The 25,132-nt window shown below is 40.2% G+C and carries 18 protein-coding genes and 1 tRNA gene; 12 read left to right on the forward strand and 7 right to left on the reverse strand.

Annotation, left to right across the window (positions count from 1 at the left end):
• Positions 1-185 precede the first annotated feature (185 nt).
• The gene (locus BCU91_RS11725) at positions 186-971 is read left to right on the forward strand and encodes a hypothetical protein (protein WP_102476128.1); all 786 of its coding nucleotides are present in this window, start codon (positions 186-188) and stop codon (positions 969-971) included.
• 209 nt (positions 972-1,180) lie between these two features.
• On the opposite strand, the gene topA is transcribed toward BCU91_RS11725, so the two are convergent.
• Positions 1,181-3,874 carry a type I DNA topoisomerase gene (gene topA, locus BCU91_RS11730; protein WP_102531525.1) on the reverse strand — a complete coding sequence of 898 codons (2,694 nt, stop codon included), beginning with the start codon at positions 3,872-3,874 and terminating at the stop codon, positions 1,181-1,183.
• 346 nt (positions 3,875-4,220) lie between these two features.
• Here topA and astB point away from each other — a divergent pair, with 346 nt between their 5' ends.
• The gene (gene astB, locus BCU91_RS11735) at positions 4,221-5,555 is read left to right on the forward strand and encodes an N-succinylarginine dihydrolase (protein WP_102531526.1); all 1,335 of its coding nucleotides are present in this window, start codon (positions 4,221-4,223) and stop codon (positions 5,553-5,555) included.
• A 123-nt stretch (positions 5,556-5,678) separates the two neighbouring features.
• Here the strand turns inward: astB and BCU91_RS11740 are convergent, their stop codons facing one another.
• Entirely contained in the window at positions 5,679-9,341 is a 3,663-nt protein-coding gene (locus tag BCU91_RS11740; RefSeq protein ID WP_102531527.1) for an invasin, read from the reverse strand.
• A 222-nt stretch (positions 9,342-9,563) separates the two neighbouring features.
• Here BCU91_RS11740 and BCU91_RS11745 point away from each other — a divergent pair, with 222 nt between their 5' ends.
• The 4 genes from BCU91_RS11745 (at position 9,564) to BCU91_RS11760 (ending at position 13,757) form a co-directional block, all read left to right on the forward strand.
• Positions 9,564-10,874, forward strand: coding sequence for a dicarboxylate/amino acid:cation symporter (locus BCU91_RS11745; RefSeq protein ID WP_102439770.1), 1,311 nt, complete (start codon positions 9,564-9,566; stop codon positions 10,872-10,874).
• Between the two features lie 96 nt (positions 10,875-10,970).
• The gene (locus tag BCU91_RS11750) at positions 10,971-11,645 is read left to right on the forward strand and encodes a LysE family transporter (RefSeq protein WP_102439769.1); all 675 of its coding nucleotides are present in this window, start codon (positions 10,971-10,973) and stop codon (positions 11,643-11,645) included.
• A 94-nt stretch (positions 11,646-11,739) separates the two neighbouring features.
• On the forward strand, positions 11,740-12,414 hold the full coding sequence (locus BCU91_RS11755) for a response regulator (protein ID WP_102531528.1): 675 nt from the start codon (positions 11,740-11,742) through the stop codon (positions 12,412-12,414).
• On the forward strand, positions 12,405-13,757 hold the full coding sequence (locus tag BCU91_RS11760) for an ATP-binding protein (protein WP_102476124.1): 1,353 nt from the start codon (positions 12,405-12,407) through the stop codon (positions 13,755-13,757). The genes BCU91_RS11755 and BCU91_RS11760 overlap by 10 nt, the downstream gene beginning before the upstream one ends.
• 3 nt (positions 13,758-13,760) lie before the next feature.
• Here BCU91_RS11760 and BCU91_RS11765 read toward each other — a convergent pair whose 3' ends face one another.
• Positions 13,761-14,459, reverse strand: a complete 699-nt coding sequence (locus tag BCU91_RS11765) for a 2OG-Fe(II) oxygenase (RefSeq protein ID WP_102531529.1) — start codon at positions 14,457-14,459, stop codon at positions 13,761-13,763.
• Between the two features lie 123 nt (positions 14,460-14,582).
• Here BCU91_RS11765 and BCU91_RS11770 point away from each other — a divergent pair, with 123 nt between their 5' ends.
• Entirely contained in the window at positions 14,583-15,845 is a 1,263-nt protein-coding gene (locus BCU91_RS11770) for a DUF3391 domain-containing protein (protein WP_102439765.1), read from the forward strand.
• Positions 15,846-15,946: 101 nt separating this feature from the next.
• Here the strand turns inward: BCU91_RS11770 and corA are convergent, their stop codons facing one another.
• Positions 15,947-16,894, reverse strand: coding sequence for a magnesium/cobalt transporter CorA (gene corA / locus BCU91_RS11775; RefSeq protein WP_102439764.1), 948 nt, complete (start codon positions 16,892-16,894; stop codon positions 15,947-15,949).
• Between the two features lie 200 nt (positions 16,895-17,094).
• On the reverse strand, positions 17,095-18,123 hold the full coding sequence (yejK, locus tag BCU91_RS11780; RefSeq protein ID WP_102439763.1) for a nucleoid-associated protein YejK: 1,029 nt from the start codon (positions 18,121-18,123) through the stop codon (positions 17,095-17,097).
• A 265-nt stretch (positions 18,124-18,388) separates the two neighbouring features.
• Here yejK and BCU91_RS11785 point away from each other — a divergent pair, with 265 nt between their 5' ends.
• The 4 genes from BCU91_RS11785 (at position 18,389) to BCU91_RS11800 (ending at position 21,441) form a co-directional block, all read left to right on the forward strand.
• Positions 18,389-18,607 (forward strand): YejL family protein, encoded by a 219-nt coding sequence (locus tag BCU91_RS11785; RefSeq protein WP_076536859.1) that lies wholly within the window; start codon positions 18,389-18,391, stop codon positions 18,605-18,607.
• Between the two features lie 76 nt (positions 18,608-18,683).
• Positions 18,684-20,474 carry a DUF3413 domain-containing protein gene (locus tag BCU91_RS11790; RefSeq protein WP_102531530.1) on the forward strand — a complete coding sequence of 597 codons (1,791 nt, stop codon included), beginning with the start codon at positions 18,684-18,686 and terminating at the stop codon, positions 20,472-20,474.
• Between the two features lie 199 nt (positions 20,475-20,673).
• Positions 20,674-20,750: transfer RNA gene (locus BCU91_RS11795), tRNA-Pro, on the forward strand.
• A gap of 343 nt (positions 20,751-21,093) precedes the next feature.
• Complete coding sequence (locus BCU91_RS11800) at positions 21,094-21,441, forward strand: hypothetical protein (RefSeq protein WP_102519950.1); 348 nt, start codon at positions 21,094-21,096, stop codon at positions 21,439-21,441.
• Between the two features lie 133 nt (positions 21,442-21,574).
• On the opposite strand, the gene msrQ is transcribed toward BCU91_RS11800, so the two are convergent.
• Both msrQ and msrP read right to left on the reverse strand, forming a co-directional pair.
• Positions 21,575-22,222, reverse strand: coding sequence for a protein-methionine-sulfoxide reductase heme-binding subunit MsrQ (gene msrQ / locus BCU91_RS11805; RefSeq protein WP_102519949.1), 648 nt, complete (start codon positions 22,220-22,222; stop codon positions 21,575-21,577).
• Entirely contained in the window at positions 22,222-23,256 is a 1,035-nt protein-coding gene (gene msrP, locus BCU91_RS11810; RefSeq protein ID WP_102531531.1) for a protein-methionine-sulfoxide reductase catalytic subunit MsrP, read from the reverse strand. Before msrP ends, msrQ begins: the two co-directional genes overlap by 1 nt.
• A 195-nt stretch (positions 23,257-23,451) precedes the next feature.
• Between msrP and rmuC the strand changes: the two genes are divergently transcribed.
• A complete protein-coding gene (gene rmuC / locus BCU91_RS11815) occupies positions 23,452-24,933 on the forward strand; it encodes a DNA recombination protein RmuC (RefSeq protein ID WP_102439758.1) in 1,482 nt (493 codons plus the stop codon).
• Positions 24,934-25,132: the final 199 nt, after the last annotated feature.

Here is a 25,132-nt window from a genome sequence, read left to right on the forward strand (position 1 = left end):
GAGTTTTGCATGTTATTGCTCTGTAATGCTAATCTTGACCACTGTGTCACTATTTCCACAATTTTTCGTCACAATGTAAGACTTTTTTACGACACACACTTTTTCATAAGCTAGAATACCAGCTTAGATATTTATAAAAGTGGCAGTTAAGCCACTGTCCAATTTTATTATTGAATGGAAACCACATGACCTTTACTTTGGTACTGATCCTTATAGGTGCACTTTTTCTCCTCATCATTGGTATCAGTCTGATACAACAACAAAAAGAGCGTGCTGAAGCCGAACGCCGAATGGAATTAAAACGTCAGCGAGCCATCATAGATGAAACTGAGTCAGTACTTTCCAGCACCGGCTTAGCTTCTTTTCCTAGCAGTATTATTTTGGTGTTATATAAACGCATCAATGAAGCCCTACAGGTGTCGGTTTCCTATTTAGTAAATCAGCCTCAGCAGGCGGATTACCAACGCAGACAAATTGATATTCAAGCGCAAATAACCAATTTAAATAACAATGCAATGCAAGCCTTAGCCATAGAAAACTTTCGTTTACCTGACAATGACAAGCAAATTCTAGAATTAGTACAAATGCTTAAAAAATTAAAAGCCATTGTTCGGGCAGAAAATAATAAAGGTAAAATAGAGCCGCAGGTGTTTGCTGAAGCAGAAAGTCGTATCGACAGTTACCAGTTACGCATCAATGTTGAATCCATGCTTTCAAGAGCAAGAGCGTCTAATTCGCTAAAACAATTTGGCTCTTCTAAGCAAATGGTGTCGAAGGCGCTAGCGACACTGCAAGCGATTAAAGCGAAAACCCCGGATGACCCATTTATTTCCCGCAAAGTTGACGAAGCAAAGGAGTTACTCAGTGAGATTAACTCACAGCAAAAACAAGTGATCCCAGATGCAGTAAAACCGAATAAAAATGAAGGTGATGATATTGATATGTTGTTTCAACCTAAAAAGAAGTGGTAACGGGTTAACTTATTTAATTTACAGATTTTAAAGCCTCTTCGGAGGTTTTTTTATTGAGTGAAATATAATCGCCCCCCAATAATCAAAACAGCAATGCTAATTATCCTATAGCTATTTATTTAGATGATTAAAAAACATGAAAATTGAGCAATAAAAATGGGACCCTATGGTCCCATTTTTTCAATCGCTAATTTGTTAGAGAAAGAAGATTAATCTTCCTTTTTCTTTACTGTTTTTTTCGCTGCTGGCTTTTTGGCCGCCGCTTTCTTAGCTGGCTTTTTCTTAGTTGATTCGCTCACCCATTTGCCACCAATGAATTTTGATGACCAACCAGTGGCTTTTCCGTCAACTTCAGTAGCAACATATTGCTCTTTGGTTTTACGACTAAATTTAACTGCGGCTTTATTACCATCATCATCGGTAACTGGCGCATCGGCAAGGTACTGATATTTTGGCCAAAGTTGCTCACGATAATGAACCAGTTCTTCAACCAAAGGCGCTCGTGTTTCACGAGATTTAGGGAACGTACTTGCTGCAAGGAAAATACCTGCCGCGCCGTCACGCAATACAAAATGTGCATCAGACTTAGTACATTTCAAATCAGGTAAGAAGATAGGATCTTCTTTAGGTGGCGCCGCTTCGCCGCTTTTTAGTAACTTGCGGGTATTTTTACATTCGGTGTTGGTACAACCAAAGTATTTACCAAAGCGGCCATTTTTAAGTTCCATATCATTGCCGCACTTATCGCATTCAATGATTGGTCCTTCATAACCTTTAATCTTAAATTGACCAGCTTCGATTTCGTAACCTTCACAGGTTGGGTTATTACCACAAACATGTAATTTACGTTCTTCATCGATGAGATAACTGTCCATTGCGGTGCCACATTTACCACAACGATGTTTAGCACGCAGTGCATCAGTTTCAGCATCTTCATTGTCGCTGACAGCTTCTTCACCTGGTGTTAAGTTCATGGTGGTTTTACAGCGCTCTTTTGGCGGTAAAGCATAACCAGAACAGCCTAAGAACACACCGGTGGTGCCGGTACGAATACCCATTGGGCGACCACAGGTTGGACACTTAATGTCTTCAGCCAGCACCATCTCATTTAGACGCATGCCGCCTTCTTCCGGATCTAACTCTGCATGTTTAAGTTGCTTAGTTAAATCGCCATAGAAACCATCAAGGACTTTTTTCCACTCAAGTTTACCTTGAGCGACATCATCAAGGGTTTGCTCCATGCTAGCTGTAAAGTCAAAGTTCATAATGTCACTGAAGCTTTCAACTAAACGGTCACTAACAATTTCACCCATCTTTTCAGCGAAGAATCGACGGTTTTCTACTTTTACATAACCGCGGTCTTGAATAGTTGAAATAATCGTTGCATAGGTTGATGGACGACCGATACCGCGCTTTTCAAGCTCTTTAACTAATGACGCTTCACTAAAACGTGCAGGCGGCTTAGTAAAATGTTGTTTAGGTAACAATTCATTTAGATCTAACACATCGCCTTTATTAACCACTGGCAAAGTCTTGTCTTCTTCGTTCTTCTTACCCATTGGCGGTTGCACTTTAGTCCAACCGTCAAAGCGCAGTGTACGACCACTAGCTTTAAGTTCGTAATCACCTGCAGTCACAGTCAAACGAGTCGCATCATATTTAGCTGGATTCATTTGACATGCAACGAATTGGCGCCAAATAAGCTCATAAAGGCGCTGAGCGTCTCTTTCCATGTCAGTCATTGTAGCTGATAGGATTTTAACGTTAGACGGTCTGATAGCCTCATGCGCCTCTTGAGCGCCCTCTTTACTACCATATCGAATTGGGTTTTCTGGTAAATAGTCGTTGCCGTACTCAGAAGCGATCATTTCCCGTACACCATCTACCGCTTCTTGACTTAAATTAGTCGAGTCGGTACGCATATAGGTAATATGCCCTGCTTCATAAAGACGCTGCGCCATCATCATGGTCTTTTTAACACCAAAACCAAGACGAGTACTCGCTGCTTGTTGTAATGTTGAGGTGATATAAGGCGCTGATGGTTTACTTGATGTCGCTTTATCATCACGACCGGTAACCACAAACTTTGAATCTTTTAACGCATCTAACGCTACTTGAGCTTGAGCTTCATTAATTGGACTAAAGGCCGCCGACTGATATTTTGCCACTTGCATTTTTAGCTTTTGAGCTTGCGAAGTTGCTAAATCAGCATGCACATCCCAAAATTCTTCAGGGACGAATGCCTTAATCTCACCTTCACGCTCAACTACCAGTCTAACTGCTACCGATTGAACACGGCCTGCAGATAAACCGCGAGCTACTTTTTTCCAAAGTAATGGCGACACCATGAAACCCACAACTCGGTCTAAAAAGCGACGCGCTTGTTGTGCGTTAACCATGTTGGTATCAAGTACAGATGGTTTGCTAAATGCATCTTGAATGGCTGTTTTGGTAATTTCGTTGAACACAACACGCTGATAACGAGATTCCTCACCACCAATAATTTCCTGCAAATGCCATGCAATTGCCTCACCCTCTCTATCCAAATCGGTTGCGAGATAGATGTGGTCAGCAGTTTCAGCTAATGCTTGCAGCTCTTTAACGACTTTTTCTTTACCTGGTAGGATTTGATACTTAGCCGCCCAGCCTTTTTCTGGGTTAATCCCCATACGGGCAACTAAAGCACGTTTATCCCGCGCGAGTTTGTATTTAGCTTTTTCTTCAGGCGCCATTTTTCTAACTTCAGCCGGCGTTTTAGTCGCAACCGTGCTGTCTGGCGATGATGATGTAGGCAAATCACGGATGTGACCTACACTCGATTTAACGATGAATTCTTTACCAAGGTACTTATTAATAGTCTTGGCTTTGGCCGGCGATTCGACAATAACTAGTGATTTACCCATAGTTTAATTTGCGCCAAAAAGTCTCTAACAGATATAAATTGGTTCCATATATAGAGTGTTGAGACGAATGTTTCAAGTAAATACCTCTAATATGTGTCCAGCGAGCCATTTTTTAATCAATTATAAAAAAGGAGAAAAAATAATATTGCGTTAATAAAAAGTAATATTTCATTATTTAGGGTCTAGCAAGTAAAACTTGTGCATGTTTAGTCACTTTTTCAATATTTGCGACCCGAGTCACCGCTTGTTAACCCTTATATCATCAGTATACTGACGGTAATTTCACAAAATTAAATCGTAAAAAACCTATTTAAATAACAATAAGAATGACTATTAAGGAAAATAAATGAAGCACTTTGAAGCGAACTTCGATGGTCTAGTCGGGCCAACGCACAACTATGCAGGGCTATCTTTTGGTAACGTTGCTTCATACAGTAACGCGGCCCAAGCATCAAACCCTAAGGCTGCCGCTAAGCAAGGGCTTCAAAAAGCAAAGTCACTCGCAGATCTTGGCATGATTCAAGGTGTATTAGCCCCTCAAGAGCGTCCAGACCTTTATTCGCTACGCCGTATGGGTTTTGCTGGCTCTGACGCTGAAGTGTTAACACAAGCCGCCAAGCAAGCTCCTGCATTACTCAATGCCTGCTGTAGTGCTTCATCTATGTGGACCGCTAATGCTGCAACTGTGTCACCCAGTGCAGACAGTCGAGATGGCAAGGTTCATTTTACGCCAGCAAATTTGGTAGATAAGTTACACCGTAGTATAGAACCGATAACTACGGCGAATATTTTAAAGGCCACATTTAAAGACGAACGTTTTTTTAAACATCATCAACATTTACCAGAACATGCAAGCTTTGGCGATGAAGGCGCAGCTAATCACACCCGTTTGTGTGGTGATTATGGTCATGCTGGGGTTGAGTTATTTGTCTACGGTCAAGAAGCGACTAACCCAAATGCAGTTAAACCGACTAAATATCCAGCAAGGCAAACATTAGAGGCATCGCAAGCGGTAGCGCGGTTACATCAAATCGATGACGAAAGCTGTGTTTTCATACAGCAAAACCCTGATGTGATTGACCAGGGGGTTTTCCATAATGATGTTATTTCTGTCGGTAACCAAAATGTGTTGTTCTATCATGAACAAGCATTTTTAAATACTGATGCAAAATTCGAAGAAATTCGCCATAAGATGAATACAGAAGTGCACTTTATCAAAGTTGCCACCTCGCAAGTGTCCATCAATGACGCCGTTAAAAGCTATTTGTTTAACACGCAAATTATCACCTTGCCAAACGGTGAAATGGCGATAATCGCCCCAACAAATTGCCAAGAAAACCCGGCAGTCCATGCTTATTTAAATGAATTGCTCACGTTAGGAACGCCAATAAAACACGTTAAATACTTTGATGTAAAACAAAGTATGCAAAATGGTGGCGGCCCAGCTTGTTTGCGTTTACGTGTCGCAATGAGCGAACTGGAAGTTTCAGCAGTTAATCAAAATACCTTAATGAATGACGCTTTATTTAGCCGCTTAAATCTATGGGTAGACAAGCATTACCGTGACAGTCTAGTCGTAGCCGACTTAGCAGACCCTCAGCTAATTATTGAGTCACGAACAGCCTTAGATGAGCTGACTCAAATATTAAAACTTGGCAGTGTTTATCAATTTCAGAAATAAGTCATAAACTTAAGAACAATAAAAAAGCGCCTGATTAGGCGCTTTTTTATTGAGGTTATAACCACTTTCAAAGATAAAAAAACCGCTCTATGAGCGGTTTTTGTTAAAGTTTATACTAATCAATTAACCATTATCTTTAACGTTAACTGTATACGTTACAGGGTCACCATATAAAGTTTGCACCGTGATAGTTAAGTTACCATCGGTTTTCTGGTTAGCGCTACTCTCACGGCCCACAGTAAAGGCAAATAACAATGGTCTCATTGAGGTGTTATTGCCAATCGTGTAAGAACTGGTAGCAGATGATAATTCACCGTTTTCAGTTGTTGCCGTAATCGTGGTTCCACTTGCCAATGTATTATTATTTAAATCAGACAAGAATAGATATACAGTTTTAGTCGATAAACCTATATCGTTTGGCGGTACATTACCATCAAGTACTGTTCTAATATCAATTTCTGCAACATCAGTAATATTGCCAGCATCATCAATATCGACAAAACGCCCGTATGGAGTTGAACCCGACATAACAACTGTCATATTTCTAAACACGTTTAACTGTGCTTTAAAATTACCACTACCAGTATCGGTACATGCTGCCTCTGAACCTGCCGCGCATAATAAGCCAGTATAAAAACCATCAGCAACGTCAAATGAACTGTTGGTATTATAATCAATAAATTCCTCATTAATCGCACCTGCTGGAGTATTGCCAGCTGAGTTTTGATCGCGATAGAAGCCATCATTGTTATGGTCAATAAATGCCTCAGTTAAATCAGTAAATGGCTCACCTGCATCAAATAATCCATTACCATTTAAATCAACAAAACTTTCTTCACCAATTGCATAAGCCAGGATAGTTGAACGCCCAGGTCTTGGCTCTGCAATAACCGAGTTACTGCCATCAGCAAAACCTGCCACAGTTGTACCTGTACAAGGTGGCGTTGTAATACCATTGAACCCACCATTTGGACAAATAACCGTGGTACCTGAAAATGGTCTTGGGTCTTGGCTGCGCCAATCTAAACTACAGCCACCATTTGGCTTATCAGTACCATCTTGCAAGCCTGTTTCACAAGTCGCATCAATTGCACCGCCTTCCGTTCTGAAATTAATCACTGTGCCAGCAGGAACAAGGTTATTGAAATGATCAGCTGCTAGAATGTTTACCGTAGATTTCTCGTTATCATGCTCCCAACCTTCAACATTTAATACAGTTGCAGATAGTGAGAAACTATTATTATCGGCAAGACCTGTTGAAATGACTAATTGATCTGAAATATTTGAAACTATCGCATTATGACCTGACTCGGTACTGCCATCCCATAAAGCAAATACTTTAACTGCTGTTGGTACATCTCCAGAATGCACAGTAACCTGAACATCACCATTAGCATCAGTATAAGCGACTGCATATTTATTAGGTGACGTTATATCACTAGGATACTCAGCATCACCTGCTTTAGGCATATTGCTACATACATCATAGTCTTGAGCTAAAGGAGAAGGGCTTAATGTCATGCCACCTAATTCAGTACTCAGCTCAAAACAAACACGCTCTGACGCTGCCGCTTGTCCTATTTCATTAATAACCCTAAATGACACTACAGAGGTTTCACTTCTAGAACCAACTTGTGAAATACCACCAGTGCCACGTAAAGCAAGTTGCGTCGGTGTCGCTGACACATATTCAATTGCGCCGACAGTAATAGTGTCAATACTTATAGCTGTAGAAGCTGTAACAGCACTACCACCAGTGATAGCAGAAACGGTAATTGTGTCATCACCTTCACACCCCGTTGACCGATAAGTAGCATAACCCTTACCACCATTAGTCACCACAGGAGTATCAATAACAGCTTTACCTGCTGCAACGCATTCTGAAGTGAACTCTAATGAAAATGGTTGACCTGTAGATAACGATCCATCGGGATTGAAGACCGTAACAGTAACGATAGTCGAACCACCAGCAGGAATAACATCTGAGCCAGCCGCAGTCTCAATTTCGAGACTAATATCAACACGGCCTATTTCAAATGCTTTTGTGGCTGTCACATCTTGTACTTTAAGTGACACTTCACCTGCGCCCACATCACCATTTGAATATAAATCTAGTATAGCTTTACCATCACTGTTAGTAATAGCAGTGCCAGAATTAGGACTGATTGCACCAATTGTTGTACCAGCTGTTACTAAAACTTGCTCTAAAACCTGGGTGCTGCCCGAGCGGGTGATTGTAGCGCCTAGGATACCTGGTCTGTCGTTAGTTATATTGTCAGTAACAGTACAAACTTCAAAATTCTTAAGGTTTTTATCCCATGTAGTCGCATCATTACAATCATATAATTCGAACGCTATTGCAGGGCTAGCTTCTACTGGGTCAATATCATCACCAGCAGTCACAAAACCAACAACAGCAGAGGTATCACCGTAAGTTGCGGTCACTTCACCAGCACCTTCAATGGTGCCAGCTGTTAATGTGATAAATGCTTCACCTGTTGAAGAGTCCGTTAAAGCTGTGCCGTTAGTGGGTAGAAAACTACCTAAAGTACTGCTGAATGTAATCACTTTACCCGTTAAAGGTAAGCCATCTTTATCAACTAGGTTTACAACTACTTTACCTGGATTAGACTGGGAAACATTAGTTGTGATAGCCCCTGATTGAGCGTCCTGCAAACTAATCCTTAACTCATTAGCTTCACCATCTCCACCTGGAGCATCACCAGCTACATTTACATTGAAGTCTTCTGAGATAGAATCACTGTCTAAATTAAATTGAGCAGTAACAGTTCCAGCTCCTGCAGAGTTACCAGTATTAAGAGCAATAATAGCTTCACCATTGTTATCAGTTAGCGCGGTACCAGTCGTAGGGTTTAATACTCCTTCCCCCTCTAAAGTAAAGGTAATTGTTTCAAAAGCCGCCGGTAAGTTATCTTTAAGTAAAGTCGCAACGACTACGCCAGGTTTTGACTGAGAAATATCTCTATTTTCATTACCAAGAGTATCGTTAACAACAATTTCTAGAGTGTAAGAGTCAATAGGCTTAATTTCTACTTCATCGCCTAATGTTGTAAACCCAATAACTGTTTCATTTTCTTCAACTATTATTAATATCTCAGAAGAACCAGCAATTGACCCTGCAGATATAGCAATGCTTGCTACACCAGAAGAATCAGTTAAAGCTGTACCTGATGTGGGAGTAAACACGCCATAATCAGAGGTGAATGAAACCACCTTGCTCTCTAATCCATTACCATCGGAGTCCGTGTAAGTGACCTTTACAACACCTGAAACAGCAGCACTAATTTGACTGATAGTAGCTCCAGAGTCATCTACAAGTACTGCGGTAACTAAATTTCCGCCAGCTTCAGCGCCATCACCAACCATAGTGACATTTAAAGTTGCACTTTCACCCGTTGAAGTTGTAGCTGTAACAGTCGCGCCCGTTGCTATTTGGGCAGTATTTAATTGAATCGTAGCAACACCATCAGAATTAGTCGTCACTTCACCAGTTAAAGGTGTAAAAGTTCCGTAAGTATCATTATTTAAACTAAATGTGACCAGTGTTTCTATAGCATTTCCTTCTGAATCCTTAACTGTTGCAGTTAAAGTCGCAGGTTCTGCTTTGGAAATGGTATTGGCCGTAGACGTTAGATTTACATCAATTGTGACAGGAACAGGATCCGTCCCTCCATTACCATCATCGGAAATGCTTCCACCACCACTACAAGCAAATAGAAATATTGAACTTAAAAGCGCTAAAAATAGTCTTTGTGCTGACCTCATTGTCAGTCTCCCTGTTACATTAAACTCGTACTTATGAATTATAATAGTTACTTAGTAAGCGATATCAAACAAAAATATTGCAACTTTCTCTTTACTCTACTGTTTTTTTCCACATTTATCCTCAAAAACTTTAACTTTTACCCCGTTTCATAAGATTTCGTTTCCTGATAGGCTTAAAAATGTAAAAAATATACTTATAAAAATGATGGGAAGGATGTAGTTTTGATTAATAAAAGTAAGCTTGGTTTAACAAGCAAAATACTAATAGGTATGGCAGCGGGTATTATTCTTGGATTAATTCTAAGAAATGTGTTCCCCGATAGTTTATTCGTAAAAGATTATATTACTGAAGGTATCTTGCACGTTGTTGGAACCATCTTCATTTCAAGTTTAAAAATGTTAGTGGTTCCGCTAGTGTTCGTATCACTGGTTTGTGGTACCTGTTCATTGAGTGACCCGTCCAAATTAGGCCGACTTGGTGGTAAAACCATTGCGTTTTACATGTTCACCACCGCGATTGCTTTAACGGTCGCAATTTCAATGGCCATTCTCGTTCACCCTGGTAACGCATCACTGGCAACCTCTGCGATGGAGTTCAGCGCTAAAGATGCCCCTAGCCTTGCTGAAGTCGTGATTAATATCGTACCAACAAACCCAATTGAAGCCATGAGCCAAGGCAACATGCTGCAAATCATTATTTTTGCAGTCATCTTTGGTTTTGCAATTTCACACATTGGCGAGCGCGGCGCACGTGTATCGGCATTATTCAATGATTTAAATGAAGTCATCATGCGCGTGGTTACTTTAATCATGCAACTTGCGCCTTATGGTGTATTTGCGCTGATGGCAAAACTAAGCTTGACCCTAGGTTTAGAAACATTCGGTAGCGTAGTTCAATACTTCTTCTTAGTAATTTTTGTATTACTTCTGCAAGCACTGGTTGTTTACCCTACGTTACTCAAGGCATTCTCAGGTTTAAGCCCATTAATGTTCTTACGTAAAATCCGTGATGTGCAATTATTTGCTTTCAGTACTGCAAGTTCAAATGCAACCTTACCTGTTACCATCGAGACGTGTGAACACCGTTTAGGTGCTGATAATAAAGTCGCTTCATTCACCTTACCCCTAGGCGCTACCATCAATATGGATGGCACCGCTATTATGCAAGGTGTGGCAACGGTATTTATTGCCCAAGTATTTGGTATTGAACTGAGCCTAATGGATTATGTAACAGTGGTTGTTACTGCGACATTGGCATCCATTGGTACTGCTGGCGTTCCTGGCGTTGGCTTAATCATGCTCGCCATGGTGCTCAACCAAGTCGGCCTTCCTGTAGAAGGTATTGCATTGATTATCGGTGTTGATCGTCTACTTGATATGATCCGTACCGCGGTTAACGTAACGGGTGACTCAGTCGCAACTATCGTCATTGCCAAATCTGAAGGTGAGTTCAATGAAGCTGTATTCAATGATTCACAAGCGGGTAAAGTAAGTGCGAGCTTTGAAGATCAAGTTAAAAACGTCAAAGCGTAAAATACATTAGCATTAAATATTTAGGCGCCATATTATGGCGCCTTTTTTATTTGTGTTATAACCTAACTAATCAGATGCTTAACTCATGAGATTAAAATGGATTTTACCCTGCTTTCAACCCTTGCCGTTATTCACTCTTTAGCATTAATTAGCCCAGGGCCTGATTTCGCTATTATTGTAAAAACAGCCACACAACAAACTCGCAGCACTGCAATCATGTGCGCGGTAGGAATAAGTGCCGCGATATTGGTGCACAGTTTGCTATCACTTTTAGGGATAAGCATCATGATCCAGCAATCTGCAATGGCTTACATAGTGGTGCAAATTATTGGGGTGAGTTACTTGGCATGGATGGGTTATGGCGCTTTAGCGGCCTCATATCGGGCATATACACAAACTCAAGCATCATCTGATGAAACTGAAATCAATGGCCGTCTCCCTCACCAAGGCACTATGTCTGCTTTAAAAGGCTTTCAAATTGGCCTTTATACTAATTTGCTTAACCCTAAAGCGTTAATATTCTTTATCACCATTTTTACCGTACTGGTGACACCACAGGTCACTATAGAAACGAAATTTGCGTCAGCTAGCTTATTATTTGGCTTATCTATCATTTGGTTTTGCTTTCTCGCCATCATATTAACCAACCCCAACATTCAACACAAAATGGCTAAAGGCAATAATATAATTAATATCATTACCGGTATTATTTTCCTTGGCGTCGCTATTACCATTGCAATGTCATTAATATCCACGCACCTGTTGAACTAGAGGTTAACAATTCAAAATAAAATGCCTCTGTGTCAGCTACAGTTAAGTATTAGGCTGATAATATCTAACGATTAACAATGTAAGAGTATTTCCTATGAGAATTTTGGTAATCGAAGACGATCCGATTTTATCGCACCATCTAAATGTGCAGTTATCTGAATTAGGCAATCAAGTCCAAGTGGCTTTGACGGCTAAAGAAGGCTTTTATCAAGCAACTAACTACCCTATTGATATTGCCATCGTTGACCTTGGCCTGCCCGATAAAGATGGCATGACATTGATTTCTGAAATTCGAAATGCAGGCGTCAAAGCTCCTATTCTCATCTTAACCGCGAGAGTTAACTGGCAAGATAAAGTAGAAGGCCTTAATGCCGGTGCAGATGACTACCTGGTAAAACCATTTCAAAAAGAAGAGTTAGTCGCTCGCCTCGACGCTCTTGTGCGCCGTAGTGCAGGCTTTGTTAAATCGACCATCAGCTCAGGTGCTCTGCAGCTTGATTTAGCCGCTAAACAAGTCTCATTAAATGATGAGCCAATGGAAGTCACCGCCTTTGAATATTTAATTTTGGAATATTTAATGCGTCATTGCCATGAAGTCGTTGCCAAGCAACGCTTACTTGATGTGATTTATGGTGATAAAGAAGGTGACCCTAATACTATCGAGGTAATGGTAAGCCGTATCAGAAAAAAATTGACTAAAGGCACTATTGAAAACCCCATCGCAACAATACGCGGTCAAGGATATAAATTTAACTTACCATGCAGCTAAGATTTAAACCCAAAAAGCGTCTGCTCACGAGGATGTTAATCACATCCTTAGCGATTATTGCACTTGTTGGTTTTGCCCTAGCTTGGTCATTGACCATTTTACACGCCCAAAATAGCTACAATGTCGAAACTTCGCAACTAATCGCTGAAATGCCTCAAATTGCAGCCGAATTAAGAGAGCACGACTTAATTCCGAAAAATAACAATTGGCTGCAAGAAAATAATAGGCAGAAACGCTATATTATGGCCAGTTGTGGGGATAATTATCGCCAAATTTGGACCTCTACACTGGCAAAAGAAAACGGCATCAATGACATTTGTAGCCGATTTAAAACCATTGCCGATACATCCCCGCCCTATTATCTGACCACGGCAAATAATAAGTCTTATTTTGCCTATCAATTACCGGTTGAATTGAATCAACAGCAATACAACATGATAGTGCTCAAAGATGCAAAAACCGTTGAAAGAGACTTCAAACGCTTTAAACGGTTAACTTATCTGCGACTGGCCGTTGTACTAGGTTTAGCCTTCATACTACTGATCAGTGCAGCCTATTGGGGCATGCATCCAATGATAACCCTTAAACAAGAACTACAAGCAATCACTAAGGGAAAAAAACAAACACTATCAAGTGATTACCCACAAGAATTAAAAGGCGTTACTCAAGCGTTAAATCAATTATTAGTCCAATCTAGCGAACAGCAAACTCGCTATCAAAATGCCATGAATGATTTAGCCCACAGTCTAAAAACCCGCTTAGCTGCGGTTCACGCCATTACTGACGACCAGCAGTTAAGTAAGGCTGATGCGAGCGAAAAAATCATGCAGCAAGTAGGACAAATGGATCAACTCGTAAAATATCAACTCAAAAGAGCCTTAGTGGGCCGACAAGGACTAATACAGGAGCAAACGCCCGTGTTACCCATGGTTGAGCAGTTATCACAAATGTTATTCAAGATTTATCATGAAAAGTCAGTGCAGTTTAGTAGTGATATTAATTCTGATATTAGCTTTCCAGTCAATAAAGGTGATTTGATGGAACTGTGCGGTAATTTAATGGAAAATGCCTTTAGATTGTGTATCAGTCAGGTCAAGGTTACAGCCTTTATTGATGACGATGGCAGCACTGTGTTAATCGTAGAGGATGATGGCCCTGGCGTTGAAGATGCACTCAAAACGCGCATCATTCAGCGTGGTGTGCGCGCTGACACCCAATCCCCCGGTCAAGGCATTGGACTTGCAGTGTGTCATGAAATTGTCAGCAGTTATCACGGCACCTTATCAATTACAGAAAGTCAGTTACAAGGGGCAAAATTCACTATTAAGATCCCCAATCAATGAGCATCACTTCGCTTGCGCGGTATAAAGTTGCTCAGCGCGATTGAACATTATCCATGAGGTGGCAATATATTTATCATCACTGATAGGGATATTGCCCCTATGGGTGTGGGTAAAGCCTGCGGGGGCAATCACCATAGTACCTTTTGTAGGCTTAATGACTTTATTTTGATAATAAAACTCAGTTTCACCGCCTTGCTCAACATCATTAAGGTAATACATATAAAGTAATACCCTATGCAAGGCTTCATGGGAACCAGACTGCGGAAAGTGTTCTGAATGCCAATGAGGGTAACCACCTAAACTTTGCTGATATTTTTGCACATTAACCGTACCACTGCGGTATAAATATTGCGTTATCGCTTTGGCTTTATTCGCCCCTAGGTCAGAAAAGTTATCAGGATTTAGCGTAACAGCTTCACCTTTATCATTGGCGATGGTGACAGATACCGCACCCATGAGTGCCATAGGGTACTGGCTGAAATAGTTTGCCGCATGGGTTAATGTTAACTGTAATAACTCATTTTTAAGCTGGGTTAAGTTATTGTGCAAGTCTAAGGTTAAATCTAAACTGCGTTTTTTATTCCTATCGACACCCTGTCCTGTCTTTCCTTCAGTCACTCCAGAGTGATTATCAAAAGCATTTCGTAACCTGTCGCACAAATCATCACTAATAGCATTGGGGATAACGTCAATAAAATCCATAATCTATAGGCACTTTTTAATATTGTAATGATATTATGCTGCCACGGAATGTTTTGCACTGCAAAGTGCATCCACATAACCGCTATAAATAAAACAATAAATCAGGTGATACTCTTTTAATCTATGAACAAAAACATAAAAATTTCAATTAATCAGCTTCAGGTAGGTCATTTCATTCGGCTACCTATTTCATGGAAAGATCACCCATTTTTATTTAGTAATTTCAAACTAAAATCCCAGTCACAAATTGAATTACTTAAAAGCCTCAATATTAACGATATTTATTATGACGCCGAGCGCAGTGATTTAGGGTTAATTGACTTAAAACCCTCAGCGAATAAAAACGCTAGTACAGTGGTTGATCCTGAGGAGCTAAAACAGATTAAAGCTAAAATGGAATCATACAAACAGATTCAAATCGATGCCCAAAAAAAGTTACGCCGCAATTTGAAAAAAACCGAACAGCAATTTGAGCGTTCTATCGCCATGATGCGCTCAAGCGTATCAAAGCTTGGCAGTCGCCCTTTAAATTCGGTCAGTGATGCAAAAGAAATGATCACAGACATGACCAATATGCTATTGAGTTCTGATGATTTGGTGCTGCATTTAATGACTGATGCAAAGCCCAATGATGTCATTTTCCATCATTCACTCAATGTGTCGACAATGTGTATGATGCTGGCTAAAAACTTAAACTGGCCTCGTGATGAAATTGAACTTATAGGCCTTGGTGCGTTATTTCATGATCTGGGGAAACTAAAAATCCCCAGTAATATTTTGAGCAAACAATTGCCGCTAACGACGCCGGAAAAGAACTTATTAAAACAGCATTCTTTGATGAGCCTCAACTTTTTAAAATTAGCTGACAGCTTTCCTGAACAGGCTAAACCCATGATTACTAATCATCATGAGTACCTTGACGGCTCTGGCTACCCCAAAGGCCTAAAAGGCGATCAGTTAGACAAATACTCGCAACTAATAAGTGTTATTAATGAGTACGATAACTTGTGTAACGGTACTAAGTTATCAAAACCTAAAACCCCTTATGCTTCTTTGGGGCTACTTTACAAAAATTATAAAAGTAAACTTAACCCTGAGTACGTTGGTAAGCTCATCAAAACTATCGGTGTTTATCCACCGGGCAGCCTCATCGAGCTTTCAAGTGGTCAATTTGGCATGGTAATGTCAGTAAATTTAAACAAGATATTATTTCCGCAAATTATGCTCTACGACCCTATCGTACCAAAAGAGCAAGCACCAATTATTGATTTAGAAAAAGAAGACATCAGCATTGTGCGCTGTTTGCCAGCTTCTGCATTACCCGAAAAAATCTTCAAGTACCTAAGCCCAAGAGAAAACATAAGTTATGCCATTGGCAATGCATAATCGAATAGCTAAGTTTGCGTTTTAACATCAGCATCGACCCAACAAAAAAAGCCATTAACGGTTGCGTTAATGGCTTTAAAGTCATCAGCTTTATAAAAGCGCTATAGCCAGCCTTTACGTTTAAAGAAGAAATACGTACCTGCGGCGCTCGCGAGCATCATTCCTATGGCCATGGGATAACCAAAACGCCAATCTAGTTCAGGCATATTGGTAAAGTTCATTCCATAACTACTGGCAATAACCGTTGGCGGTAAAAACACTACTGCTGCAACCGAAAATATCTTAATAATTTTAGTCTGTTGTATACCACTAAAGCCCATCGCCGCATCCAGCAAAAAGTTTAACTTATCAAAAATAAATTGGCTGTGGGGCATCAATGACTCAATATCAGATAGCATTTCACGCAAATCTTTAATATTTTCTTCAGATAAATGTTCGCGATAATAACGTTGGATATAACGTAAAGACCGCTGAGTATCGAGCAAACTTAAGCGAATTTTACCATTTGAATCTTCTTGTAAGGTAATGAGTTTAAACACATCATCTAATTCTTGGTCTTCGAACACTTGCTCGCCGACACTTTCAAGCACTGAATATACATCTTCAATTAAATCAGACAGGTAATCGACTTTAAGGGTGAAAAGTTCCAGCATTAACCCCTGAGGAGAGCTGACATCTAAGCGGCCTAAGCGCAAGTAGTTACGCAGCAAGCGAATTAAACCGATATCCTCTTCACGTATCGTCAGCAAAAAATCCTTACGTAAATTGAAAGAAACGTTAATGCCTCTAACGTCTGATCCTACACGTTGGGGGAATAATGAATTGATGTGTAAGCCATCTTTACTTTGGAAAAAACGAGCTGATGCTTCAATCTCATTGATGTCTTCTTCTTCGGGTACTTCTTCTACCGAAAACCGACTTAGCCATTCCCTTTCATCATCATTGGGTTTAAACATATCTAACCACAATGTTCGATCGGGAATACTGTCTCGAACATTTAATTCGTGAACAGTTAACTTGCGATTTTCATAAACATAGGCAGTAATCATGTATCCCCCAATGTGGTCGATTTCTCGTCCACTGACAATAGGTTAAGTTTGCTGGCTAGTGTACTAAAAAGAACACACATTGCCATGATAAAAATGTAAAAATAGCCAAATCCCCTAAATAATGTGCTGAAATCGTTAAATCTTTAAATTAAGTGCAAAAAAAAGTGCCCATTTGGACACTTTAATTGTAAATCGTTGCTTTATTCACCTTTTAGGCGACGGTCTAATTGATCTTTTAAATTTGCAGGCACGCCTTTAATCAAAATCGTGTCCGAAATAGGATCATAGATAACTCGCTCACCTAAATGGCCGCCATCAAAACTTAATGTTACCCCGCCACCGGTACCTGAAAACTTCTTCAAGGTACGTAAACTGGCCTTATCTGCTGGAAACTCTTCATCAAGTTCATAAGATCCACCGCAGGCAAAGTCATAAAACGAATCCATACCAGAGTCGGCAAGTTCATCCGCTAAATCTTTGACTTCAATATCAGCGCCTTCATCAGCTCTTTCTGAACAATACTCGAATACCTTGTCGCGGCACTGTTGACGTTCATCTTTGGTTAATTCGCTGCTAGCTACGAAATCTTCAACTGCATGCATAAGGGTTTTATTTTGCGCTTTCGTATTTACCCCTTCAACACAGCCCATAAAATCAAGGAAGAAGTCTGCCACTTTTCGGCCCGCGCGGCCTCTGACAAATGAAATATATTTACGTGAAGCTTTGTCTGCTTGCCATTCGGTTAAATCAATTCTGGCGGCAAGTTGGACATTAGTTAAATCAAGATGATTATTTTGCGACAACTCCATATCATCAAGTACCGTCATTGAAGGCTTGGCATTAAGCAAGGCGACAAACAAATAATCGCTAGTCATGTTGGTATAGCAAGACATTAATAAAAAACCGCCTTGGCTAAAATCATATTTAGCGAGTTCTTCTTGTAAAAGCTTACTGGCAGCACTGCTAAACTCAACAAAGCCTAATTCACCACTGCGGTATTCACTTAATGCATCAGAAAAAGCGGGGTTTGCTTCGCCATCTTCGCCGTGGGTTCCAAAAAAGCCAAAACCTTTACCCGCTTTACCGGTATAGGTTTGGTGTAATTCTTCTAACATCGCTTCTACGGCGCTGCTATTTAATAGTGGCTGAGGTCTTAAACGACAACTTAGTTGCCCCTGACTATCTTGAGAAATTTCATGGATAATTGCTTGTTCGATATTAATGCTCATAAGCCCTAACTGATCTTTGTGATGGAAGCGAAATAGCGGTAGATATCATAACAGACCGTGTTCAAAAATCTAAAAATAAAACCGTCAAATTACGTCAAATGCATCTCCTGAGATCCAAGGGTTAAACTGATGTTCTGTCCGCTTTAGAAAACACCAGCTATAAACCCCATAATCACTAACACCCAGCAACAGAAACTTGCAGCGTATCAGCTTTAAATCCGATATAATCACGTGCTAATTCATTACTTTTTGAACGATTTCGAATATGGCTATCCAATCTAAATACACCAACACCCAAGTTGAAGCATTAATTTCTGAGCTATTAGCAGTGCTGAATAAGCATCAAGCGCCTACAGATTTAAGCTTGATGGTGCTAGGTAACTGCGTTTCTCACTTATTGGAAAACAAGGTACCCAGTGAATCTCGTCAAGCAGTAGCAGAGCAATTCGCTAAAGCCTTGGCTCAATCTGTAAAAACCAGTTAAGTATCATTAAAAGGCATTTAAATTAATCAATTATCCTGTTATTTTTGATTAATACGAATTAGGAAAACGATACCGCATGGTTGAGCGCAAAAAACAAATGACCCGTGACAAAGTGTCACGTCTTGTTAACTGGGGCCACTGGTTTGCCTTCTTTAATGGCTTGTTAGCCATTATTGTGGGAACGCGATACCTCAGTAGTGTGGGTTACCCTGAAACCCTCATAGGTTGGGGTTACTTAGCCATTAGCAGTATTGGTCATTTTAGCTTTTTGGCTTTTATTGTTTACGTCGTTTTTCTTTTTCCTGCCACATTATTACTACCTTATTCAAAAATCCTACGGGGTTATGCTGCCTTAATCGCAACCCTCGGCTTATGTATTTTACTTTATGACACCGTAATATTTGATGATTATGGTATTCACTTAAGTCCATTCGCTTTTGACTTAGCCTGGTCAGATCTCAATGCCCTATTAGGTAACACCTCTTATATTGCTACTCCTATCGGCATTATTTTAATTGAGCTCACAGCCGCGAATTTTCTGTGGAAACGAATTGAAAAAATAGAGAAAAAGCAGTTAGGTAATAAAGTCATAGCCTTTATCGGTATTTGTTTTGTCAGTAGTCATGTTATCCATATTTGGGCAGATGCTAATGATGTCACTCAAATTACCCGTTTTGATGACACCATGCCATTGTCTTATCCGGCAACGGCACGTTCATTTATGGAAAGTCATGGTATTGAAGGCTCCACTGCGCCAGATAAGACCTATCAAACAAAATCAAAACAACTGAATTACCCAATAGCTGCGCTGCAATGCAAAGCGCAAAAACAACAAAATATCCTAATCGTCTCGGTTGACGGTTTAAGAGCTGATATGGTGAACTCGGCAACAATGCCGTTTTTCAGCCAGTATCAGCTGCAAAATAAGCAATTCACTGAACACTTTAGTGGTGGCAACCAATTTAATACCGGTATGTTTGCCTTACTTTATGGCTTACAAGGGAGCTATAGTGATAAAAAAGCGTTCGAGCATACTGCGCCAGTATTAACCCAAGTATTGTCAGAACAAGGCTATCATCAAGCGGTATTTATGCCCCAAGACAATGCCGACGAATTAGCCAATCATGCCATTTTTGACGGTATGGATATGCACCTAAGCCATAGCGATATTGGCAGCGCGCAAACCGACATCAAAAATACTGAGCTATTTATTCAATGGCAAGCTCAGCAAGCCTCACCGTGGTTTTCATTGGTAAACTTATCTGCCACTAAGCACTATGACACCCCAATTGGCTTTTTAGGCATTGAAACTGTTAAGCCCCATCTAAGCTTAAAACCTGCTGAAAAAGTGCTATATAACCAATACAGGCAGTCGCTATTCTTTATCGATCAGCAAATACAACAACTGCTTACTAACCTTGATGATCAAACCTTAGTCATTGTCACCGGTACCCATGGGCAAATTTTCAGTAGTAATCCTCGTGAAGTTAATCAGGATCTTTCACCTGCTAATGTCAAAGTGCCCTTTGTCATGCATTGGCCTAAAACAACCTCTGATACCGTAAATTATCGTACTAGCCACTATGGCGTAGTACCGACAATCATGGGGCAAGCACTGCATTGTAATAACCCGATCACCGATTACAGCTCTGGATACAACCTATTACAACCCAGTGAGAAGAGCTGGGTCTATATCGGTGATAGCAGCACCTTTGCAATATACCAACAAGATGAGATTACGGTTCTAGGCAGACATGGAAAATATCGAATTTATGATATCGACTACAAAAAACGTCTTAAGCGAAAACTCAGTGCTCCTGAGCTAATTCAGGTCATGCGCGAAGGTCGAAGGCTTTACAATAAATAACCATTGAACCGTGGTTGATGCTATTTAACTCAATCTCGGTTTAATCGTCAGAAAATATTGCCTATTTTCCAAGCAAAAGATAACTAAAGATGTAAAAGCCACAAAGCAAATGCCTGTTTATTAATCATTTAAATTCAATTTTGCATTTTATTGTTGCGGCGCAAATACCTTCTAGGTAATCTAGCTAAAGAATGACGTTCGGGATATGGCCTAGTCCGGTAAGGCGCTTGTCTGGGGGACAAGAGATCACAGGTTCAAATCCTGTTATCCCGACCAATTCTTCTGCTTTAGCGTTACCCCTTCTTTAAGTTTCTCGTTTGCCTAAATAACACATAAAATCAATACTCATTATTAAGCTCAGAGGCTTAAATTACCTTAATAACTTCATCTGTGCTTGCCATACAATGACAATATCACCACATAATCCCAAGCCTAGATTTAATCCTTAAATCTCACTTTCAGCGCTTTCAGCAAGCTTTGTCACCTAAAGAACTATTCTCTATTGAATATGTGATAGAGATTAGAAATTTGCATTAGCAAATCGGTTATATTGCGTCATCTTTCAACACCCTTGCTTAAGAAGATCATTAAGCAATTGTCAGTTTTTCGGAGAATCCCTATGTGGTGGCGCGTACTATTAATTACCTTAGCGTACATGTTACTTGGCGCACATTTTTTGCGTTACGGCCAAATGCCATTAGTAATCACTTGTGCGGTTATGCCATTACTTTTGGCTTTTAAAAACAACTTTTTAAACCGAATAATCCAAATCGGCTTGGTATTAGGCACTATCGGGGTATGGGGCGTAAGCACTGTTCAATATATTGATCTACGAATAGCCATGGAGCAACCTTGGCTGCGACTAGCTGCCATTATGTGCGGTGTCATGCTATTTAGTCTGTTTGCCAGTTACTCGGTGAATGGCTTAGGTAAACAAGCTAAAAATAAAGACTGTTTATTCAGATAATTGCTTTTCAATAAATGCTAGCCATAAAAATACCGACACTTTGTCGGTATTTTTTTGTCATCAGTTAAATCTTCAAGCTTATAGCCTTTAAGCTTAAGCGTTCAAAATTCAACTACTCAAAAACCTTAAATATTCAGGTTTGGCTTTTAGCATTCGTATTAACTTTCGCCCTCAATTTTGATTTCGGCATCAACCAGTGACTAATTTGGCGTCTTCTTAGCCATAACAAACACGCTATCACAGCAATATAAATACTCGGTTCAATAATCTCTGATTTAACTGACCAATAAAAATGAATCGGCGCCAATATCGCTAACACATAAATCCAATTATGTAATGATTGCCAGCGCCTGCCCATATTGCGCCTTAATGCTTTAAAAGACGTCACCGCTAGCAATAGTGCAATAATAAAGCCGCTAAACCCGACTAAAATGTAAGGCCGTTTAATGACTTCTTCAACTAAAAAGCCCCACGCAAACAGCAAGTCTAAACTGATAAAGGCGCTAATATGTAAACAAGCATAGGCAAATACATATAAGCCAACCAGCCGCCTTGTTTGCAATAACAAGCCTTGTTTAGTCAGCTTAGCCAATGGTGAGATCATTAAAGTCACCACCAAAGCATTTATCGCGCCCATACCGGTAAAATGAATAATATATTGCACCGGATCGCCACCAGCATTATCGGTCAATACCAGCATAATTAAGTAAACAACCGGTAAGATAAAACTCAGGTGTAAAAGCCCTTTTAACCACAATAAACCACCCGGGGTTAAGCGCATTAATAATACTTCCTCAAATCGAGATTGTTATATAAACCAGCCACAGACTCACCATAACCATTAAACATTTGTGTTGGAATTCGTTTGGCTGAAAACAAGCCTCCTTCACCAATACTGCGCTCAGAGGCCTGCGACCAACGAGGATGATCAACCTGCGGATTCACATTGGCATAAAAACCATATTCGCTTGGCGCTAATTGATTCCAACTGGTAGGTGGCTGTTTATCGGTAACGCGGATTTTAACGATGGATTTAATACTCTTAAAGCCATACTTCCAAGGTAAAACTAACCTCACTGGCGCACCATTTTGCGGCGGCAAGGTTTTACCATATAAGCCTACGGCAAGAAATGGCAATTCATTCATGGCTTCAGCAATGGTTACCCCTTCTACATAAGGGTAATGTATCCCTCCGCCCATTAAACGGTTTCGTTGTCCAGGCATTTGGTCTGGATCAAACAAGGTCTCAAAGGCCACATGAGTCGCTTTGTTAGACACCCCTGCCATTTTCAATAATTCAGCCAGTGAAAACCCGACCCAAGGCACCACCATTGACCACGCTTCTACACATCTTAAACGATAAGTTCTTTCCTCAAGTCCGAACTTAGTGGTCAAATCATGCAAATTCAAGGTTAACGGTTTATCCACTAAGCCTTCAATTTTAAGCTCCCAAGGATTAACTTGAAATGATTGCGCATTTTCAAACGGGTCTTGTTTATTAGTGCCAAATTCATAGAAATTATTGTGACGGGTAATTTTATCTTCTGGGGTTAATTTATCATTGATTTGAAAGCGGCTAGGCTTTGTATAATCAATACCTTGCACCGCAAACGTAGGTTTATCGTCGCTACCAAATAAATCGAACAAACCCGCCTGCACTTGCCCCGGCAAGCTAGCCCCGAGCGAGCCTAGCCCCAAGGCTTTAACGATATTGCGTCGATCCCGAAACACCGTTTCTGGAGTGACTTGATTTTCTTTTAATGCCCATGATGGTGGGTTGGCAATGCCTTTGAAAAAACCTTTCTTTGACACCATAGGTCACCTCATTCAATTATTATCATTTGATATAAATAGTAGACAGTCTAATACGCGTTAAAATTTCAAAAAGTTTACTATTTTGATGTTTTGAGTTTAATAATTAAGCGCTTAAGTATTAATTAGTCCTTTTGAGCCTTGCAGTGTACTGCCCTGCATGAGAATCTTAAGCATCATTTTTTGCAGGTTTTTTGCATGACATTTCCTACAAGTTTAACTATCCCCGAAATTATCGTTTTAGCCGCCGTCGCTTTTTTATCTCTTCTAATTGGCGCACTACTTAATCAGCGATTAACCCGTCAGCGCTGGGAGCAACACAGACAACGCATTGCTGAAGAAATGAGCCAATTAACTGCTGAATTTGAAATTAAACAGCAATCACTTACAGAGCAAATTGATGACAAACAAGATGCGCTAATGCTCACTCAAAATAAGCTCGAGTCATTGATTGGTCAATTAGCTAAAATGGAAGCCTTTGCCGAAAGAGTGCCATTACTAGAACAACAGTTAAACGATGGCCAGCGTAAATTCATGGAAACCCAGCTAGCACTGTCTAAATCTAATGCGATTCAACAAAGCATTCAAGCGCAGGCTAATATCGAAAAAACCGCTTTAAATGACAAAATCGCCTTACTAGAATCAGCCGAAGAAAGACTAAAACTGCAATTTGAAAATCTGGCGAATCGTATTTTCGAGGAGAAGTCAGAAAACTTTAAAAAGCAAAATGTCAGCCAAATGGATGGCGTGCTTGGGCCATTAAAACAGCAGCTAGAAGGCTTTAGACAACAAGTTAGAGAATCCTATAGCCAGGAGCAAACTGAACGCAGCGCCCTTAAACATCAACTTGATGCACTCAAAGAACTTAATTTGCGAATGAGTCAAGATGCAGTCAATCTTACTAAGGCGCTCAAAGGCGATAACAAGCAGCAAGGTAATTGGGGTGAAGTCATCCTTGAGCGGGTCCTACAAGAAAGTGGTCTACGTGAAGGCCATGAATACCATACTCAGCAAGATTTAAAAGACGATCAAGGTAAGCGCTTTAAACCTGATGTCATCGTTCACCTTCCTGAACAAAAAGATGTGGTGATTGATGCCAAAATGTCATTAATTGCCTACGAGCGCTTCTTTAATAGTGAAGACGAGCTAGTACAGCAACAAGCGATAAAAGAGCTGGCTTTATCTATTCGTCAACACATTAAAGGCCTAAGCCATAAGGACTATCACAAGCTACACGGCCTAAAAAGTCTCGACTATGTATTAATGTTTATTCCAATAGAACCTGCATTTTTACTGGCTCTGGAGTCAGATCCTAGCTTAGTGAACTTCGCCCTCGATCATAATATTATGTTAGTCAGTCCAACCAACTTATTAGTAGCACTGCGCACCATTAACAATATTTGGCGCTATGAGTACCAAAACCAAAATGCCCAAAGTATCGCAGCCCAAGCAGGTAAAATTTACGATAAATTATGCAGCTATGTTGACGACATGGATAAACTTGGCCGCGCTTTAGACACTGCCGATAAAGCCTACCAGCAAGCAATGAATAAACTGTCCCAAGGTAAAGGTAATTTAATAAGGCAAGCCCATGTTATGCAAAAGTTGGGCGTTGAAACCAGTAAAAACCTTGATCCTCAATTAATAAATAAAGCCTTAGATGACTCTAAAGAGTCATAAGCGGTTTTAATTCAGTTTTTATGAGCAATTTTTATGAGCAATTATAGCTAATTGCACTATTCTTTGGCTTGAGGTGGCAACACCTTAAGCAAAAATAGACACTTGGCTAATATTGATAATGCAGCTTAATAGATACTATTTATTAATTAGATTCAAACAGTTTGGTTCGCAAAAGATGTCATACTGAGGCGGAGATTCT

This window comes from Shewanella sp. 10N.286.52.B9, from assembly GCF_002873635.1.
Classification (GTDB): domain Bacteria; phylum Pseudomonadota; class Gammaproteobacteria; order Enterobacterales; family Shewanellaceae; genus Shewanella.

Excerpts from the sequence above, each read along its gene's own strand:
- BCU91_RS11725 (WP_102476128.1), top strand. The coding sequence starts at position 186 with ATGACCTTTACTTTGGTACTGATCCTTATAGGTGCACTTTTTCTCCTC.
- topA (WP_102531525.1), bottom strand. The coding sequence starts at position 3,874 with ATGGGTAAATCACTAGTTATTGTCGAATCGCCGGCCAAAGCCAAGACT.
- astB (WP_102531526.1), top strand. The coding sequence starts at position 4,221 with ATGAAGCACTTTGAAGCGAACTTCGATGGTCTAGTCGGGCCAACGCAC.
- BCU91_RS11740 (WP_102531527.1), bottom strand. The coding sequence starts at position 9,341 with ATGAGGTCAGCACAAAGACTATTTTTAGCGCTTTTAAGTTCAATATTT.
- BCU91_RS11750 (WP_102439769.1), top strand. The coding sequence starts at position 10,971 with ATGGATTTTACCCTGCTTTCAACCCTTGCCGTTATTCACTCTTTAGCA.
- BCU91_RS11755 (WP_102531528.1), top strand. The coding sequence starts at position 11,740 with ATGAGAATTTTGGTAATCGAAGACGATCCGATTTTATCGCACCATCTA.
- BCU91_RS11760 (WP_102476124.1), top strand. The coding sequence starts at position 12,405 with ATGCAGCTAAGATTTAAACCCAAAAAGCGTCTGCTCACGAGGATGTTA.
- BCU91_RS11765 (WP_102531529.1), bottom strand. The coding sequence starts at position 14,459 with ATGGATTTTATTGACGTTATCCCCAATGCTATTAGTGATGATTTGTGC.
- BCU91_RS11770 (WP_102439765.1), top strand. The coding sequence starts at position 14,583 with ATGAACAAAAACATAAAAATTTCAATTAATCAGCTTCAGGTAGGTCAT.
- corA (WP_102439764.1), bottom strand. The coding sequence starts at position 16,894 with ATGATTACTGCCTATGTTTATGAAAATCGCAAGTTAACTGTTCACGAA.
- yejK (WP_102439763.1), bottom strand. The coding sequence starts at position 18,123 with ATGAGCATTAATATCGAACAAGCAATTATCCATGAAATTTCTCAAGAT.
- BCU91_RS11785 (WP_076536859.1), top strand. The coding sequence starts at position 18,389 with ATGGCTATCCAATCTAAATACACCAACACCCAAGTTGAAGCATTAATT.
- BCU91_RS11790 (WP_102531530.1), top strand. The coding sequence starts at position 18,684 with ATGGTTGAGCGCAAAAAACAAATGACCCGTGACAAAGTGTCACGTCTT.
- BCU91_RS11800 (WP_102519950.1), top strand. The coding sequence starts at position 21,094 with ATGTGGTGGCGCGTACTATTAATTACCTTAGCGTACATGTTACTTGGC.
- msrQ (WP_102519949.1), bottom strand. The coding sequence starts at position 22,222 with ATGCGCTTAACCCCGGGTGGTTTATTGTGGTTAAAAGGGCTTTTACAC.
- msrP (WP_102531531.1), bottom strand. The coding sequence starts at position 23,256 with ATGGTGTCAAAGAAAGGTTTTTTCAAAGGCATTGCCAACCCACCATCA.
- rmuC (WP_102439758.1), top strand. The coding sequence starts at position 23,452 with ATGACATTTCCTACAAGTTTAACTATCCCCGAAATTATCGTTTTAGCC.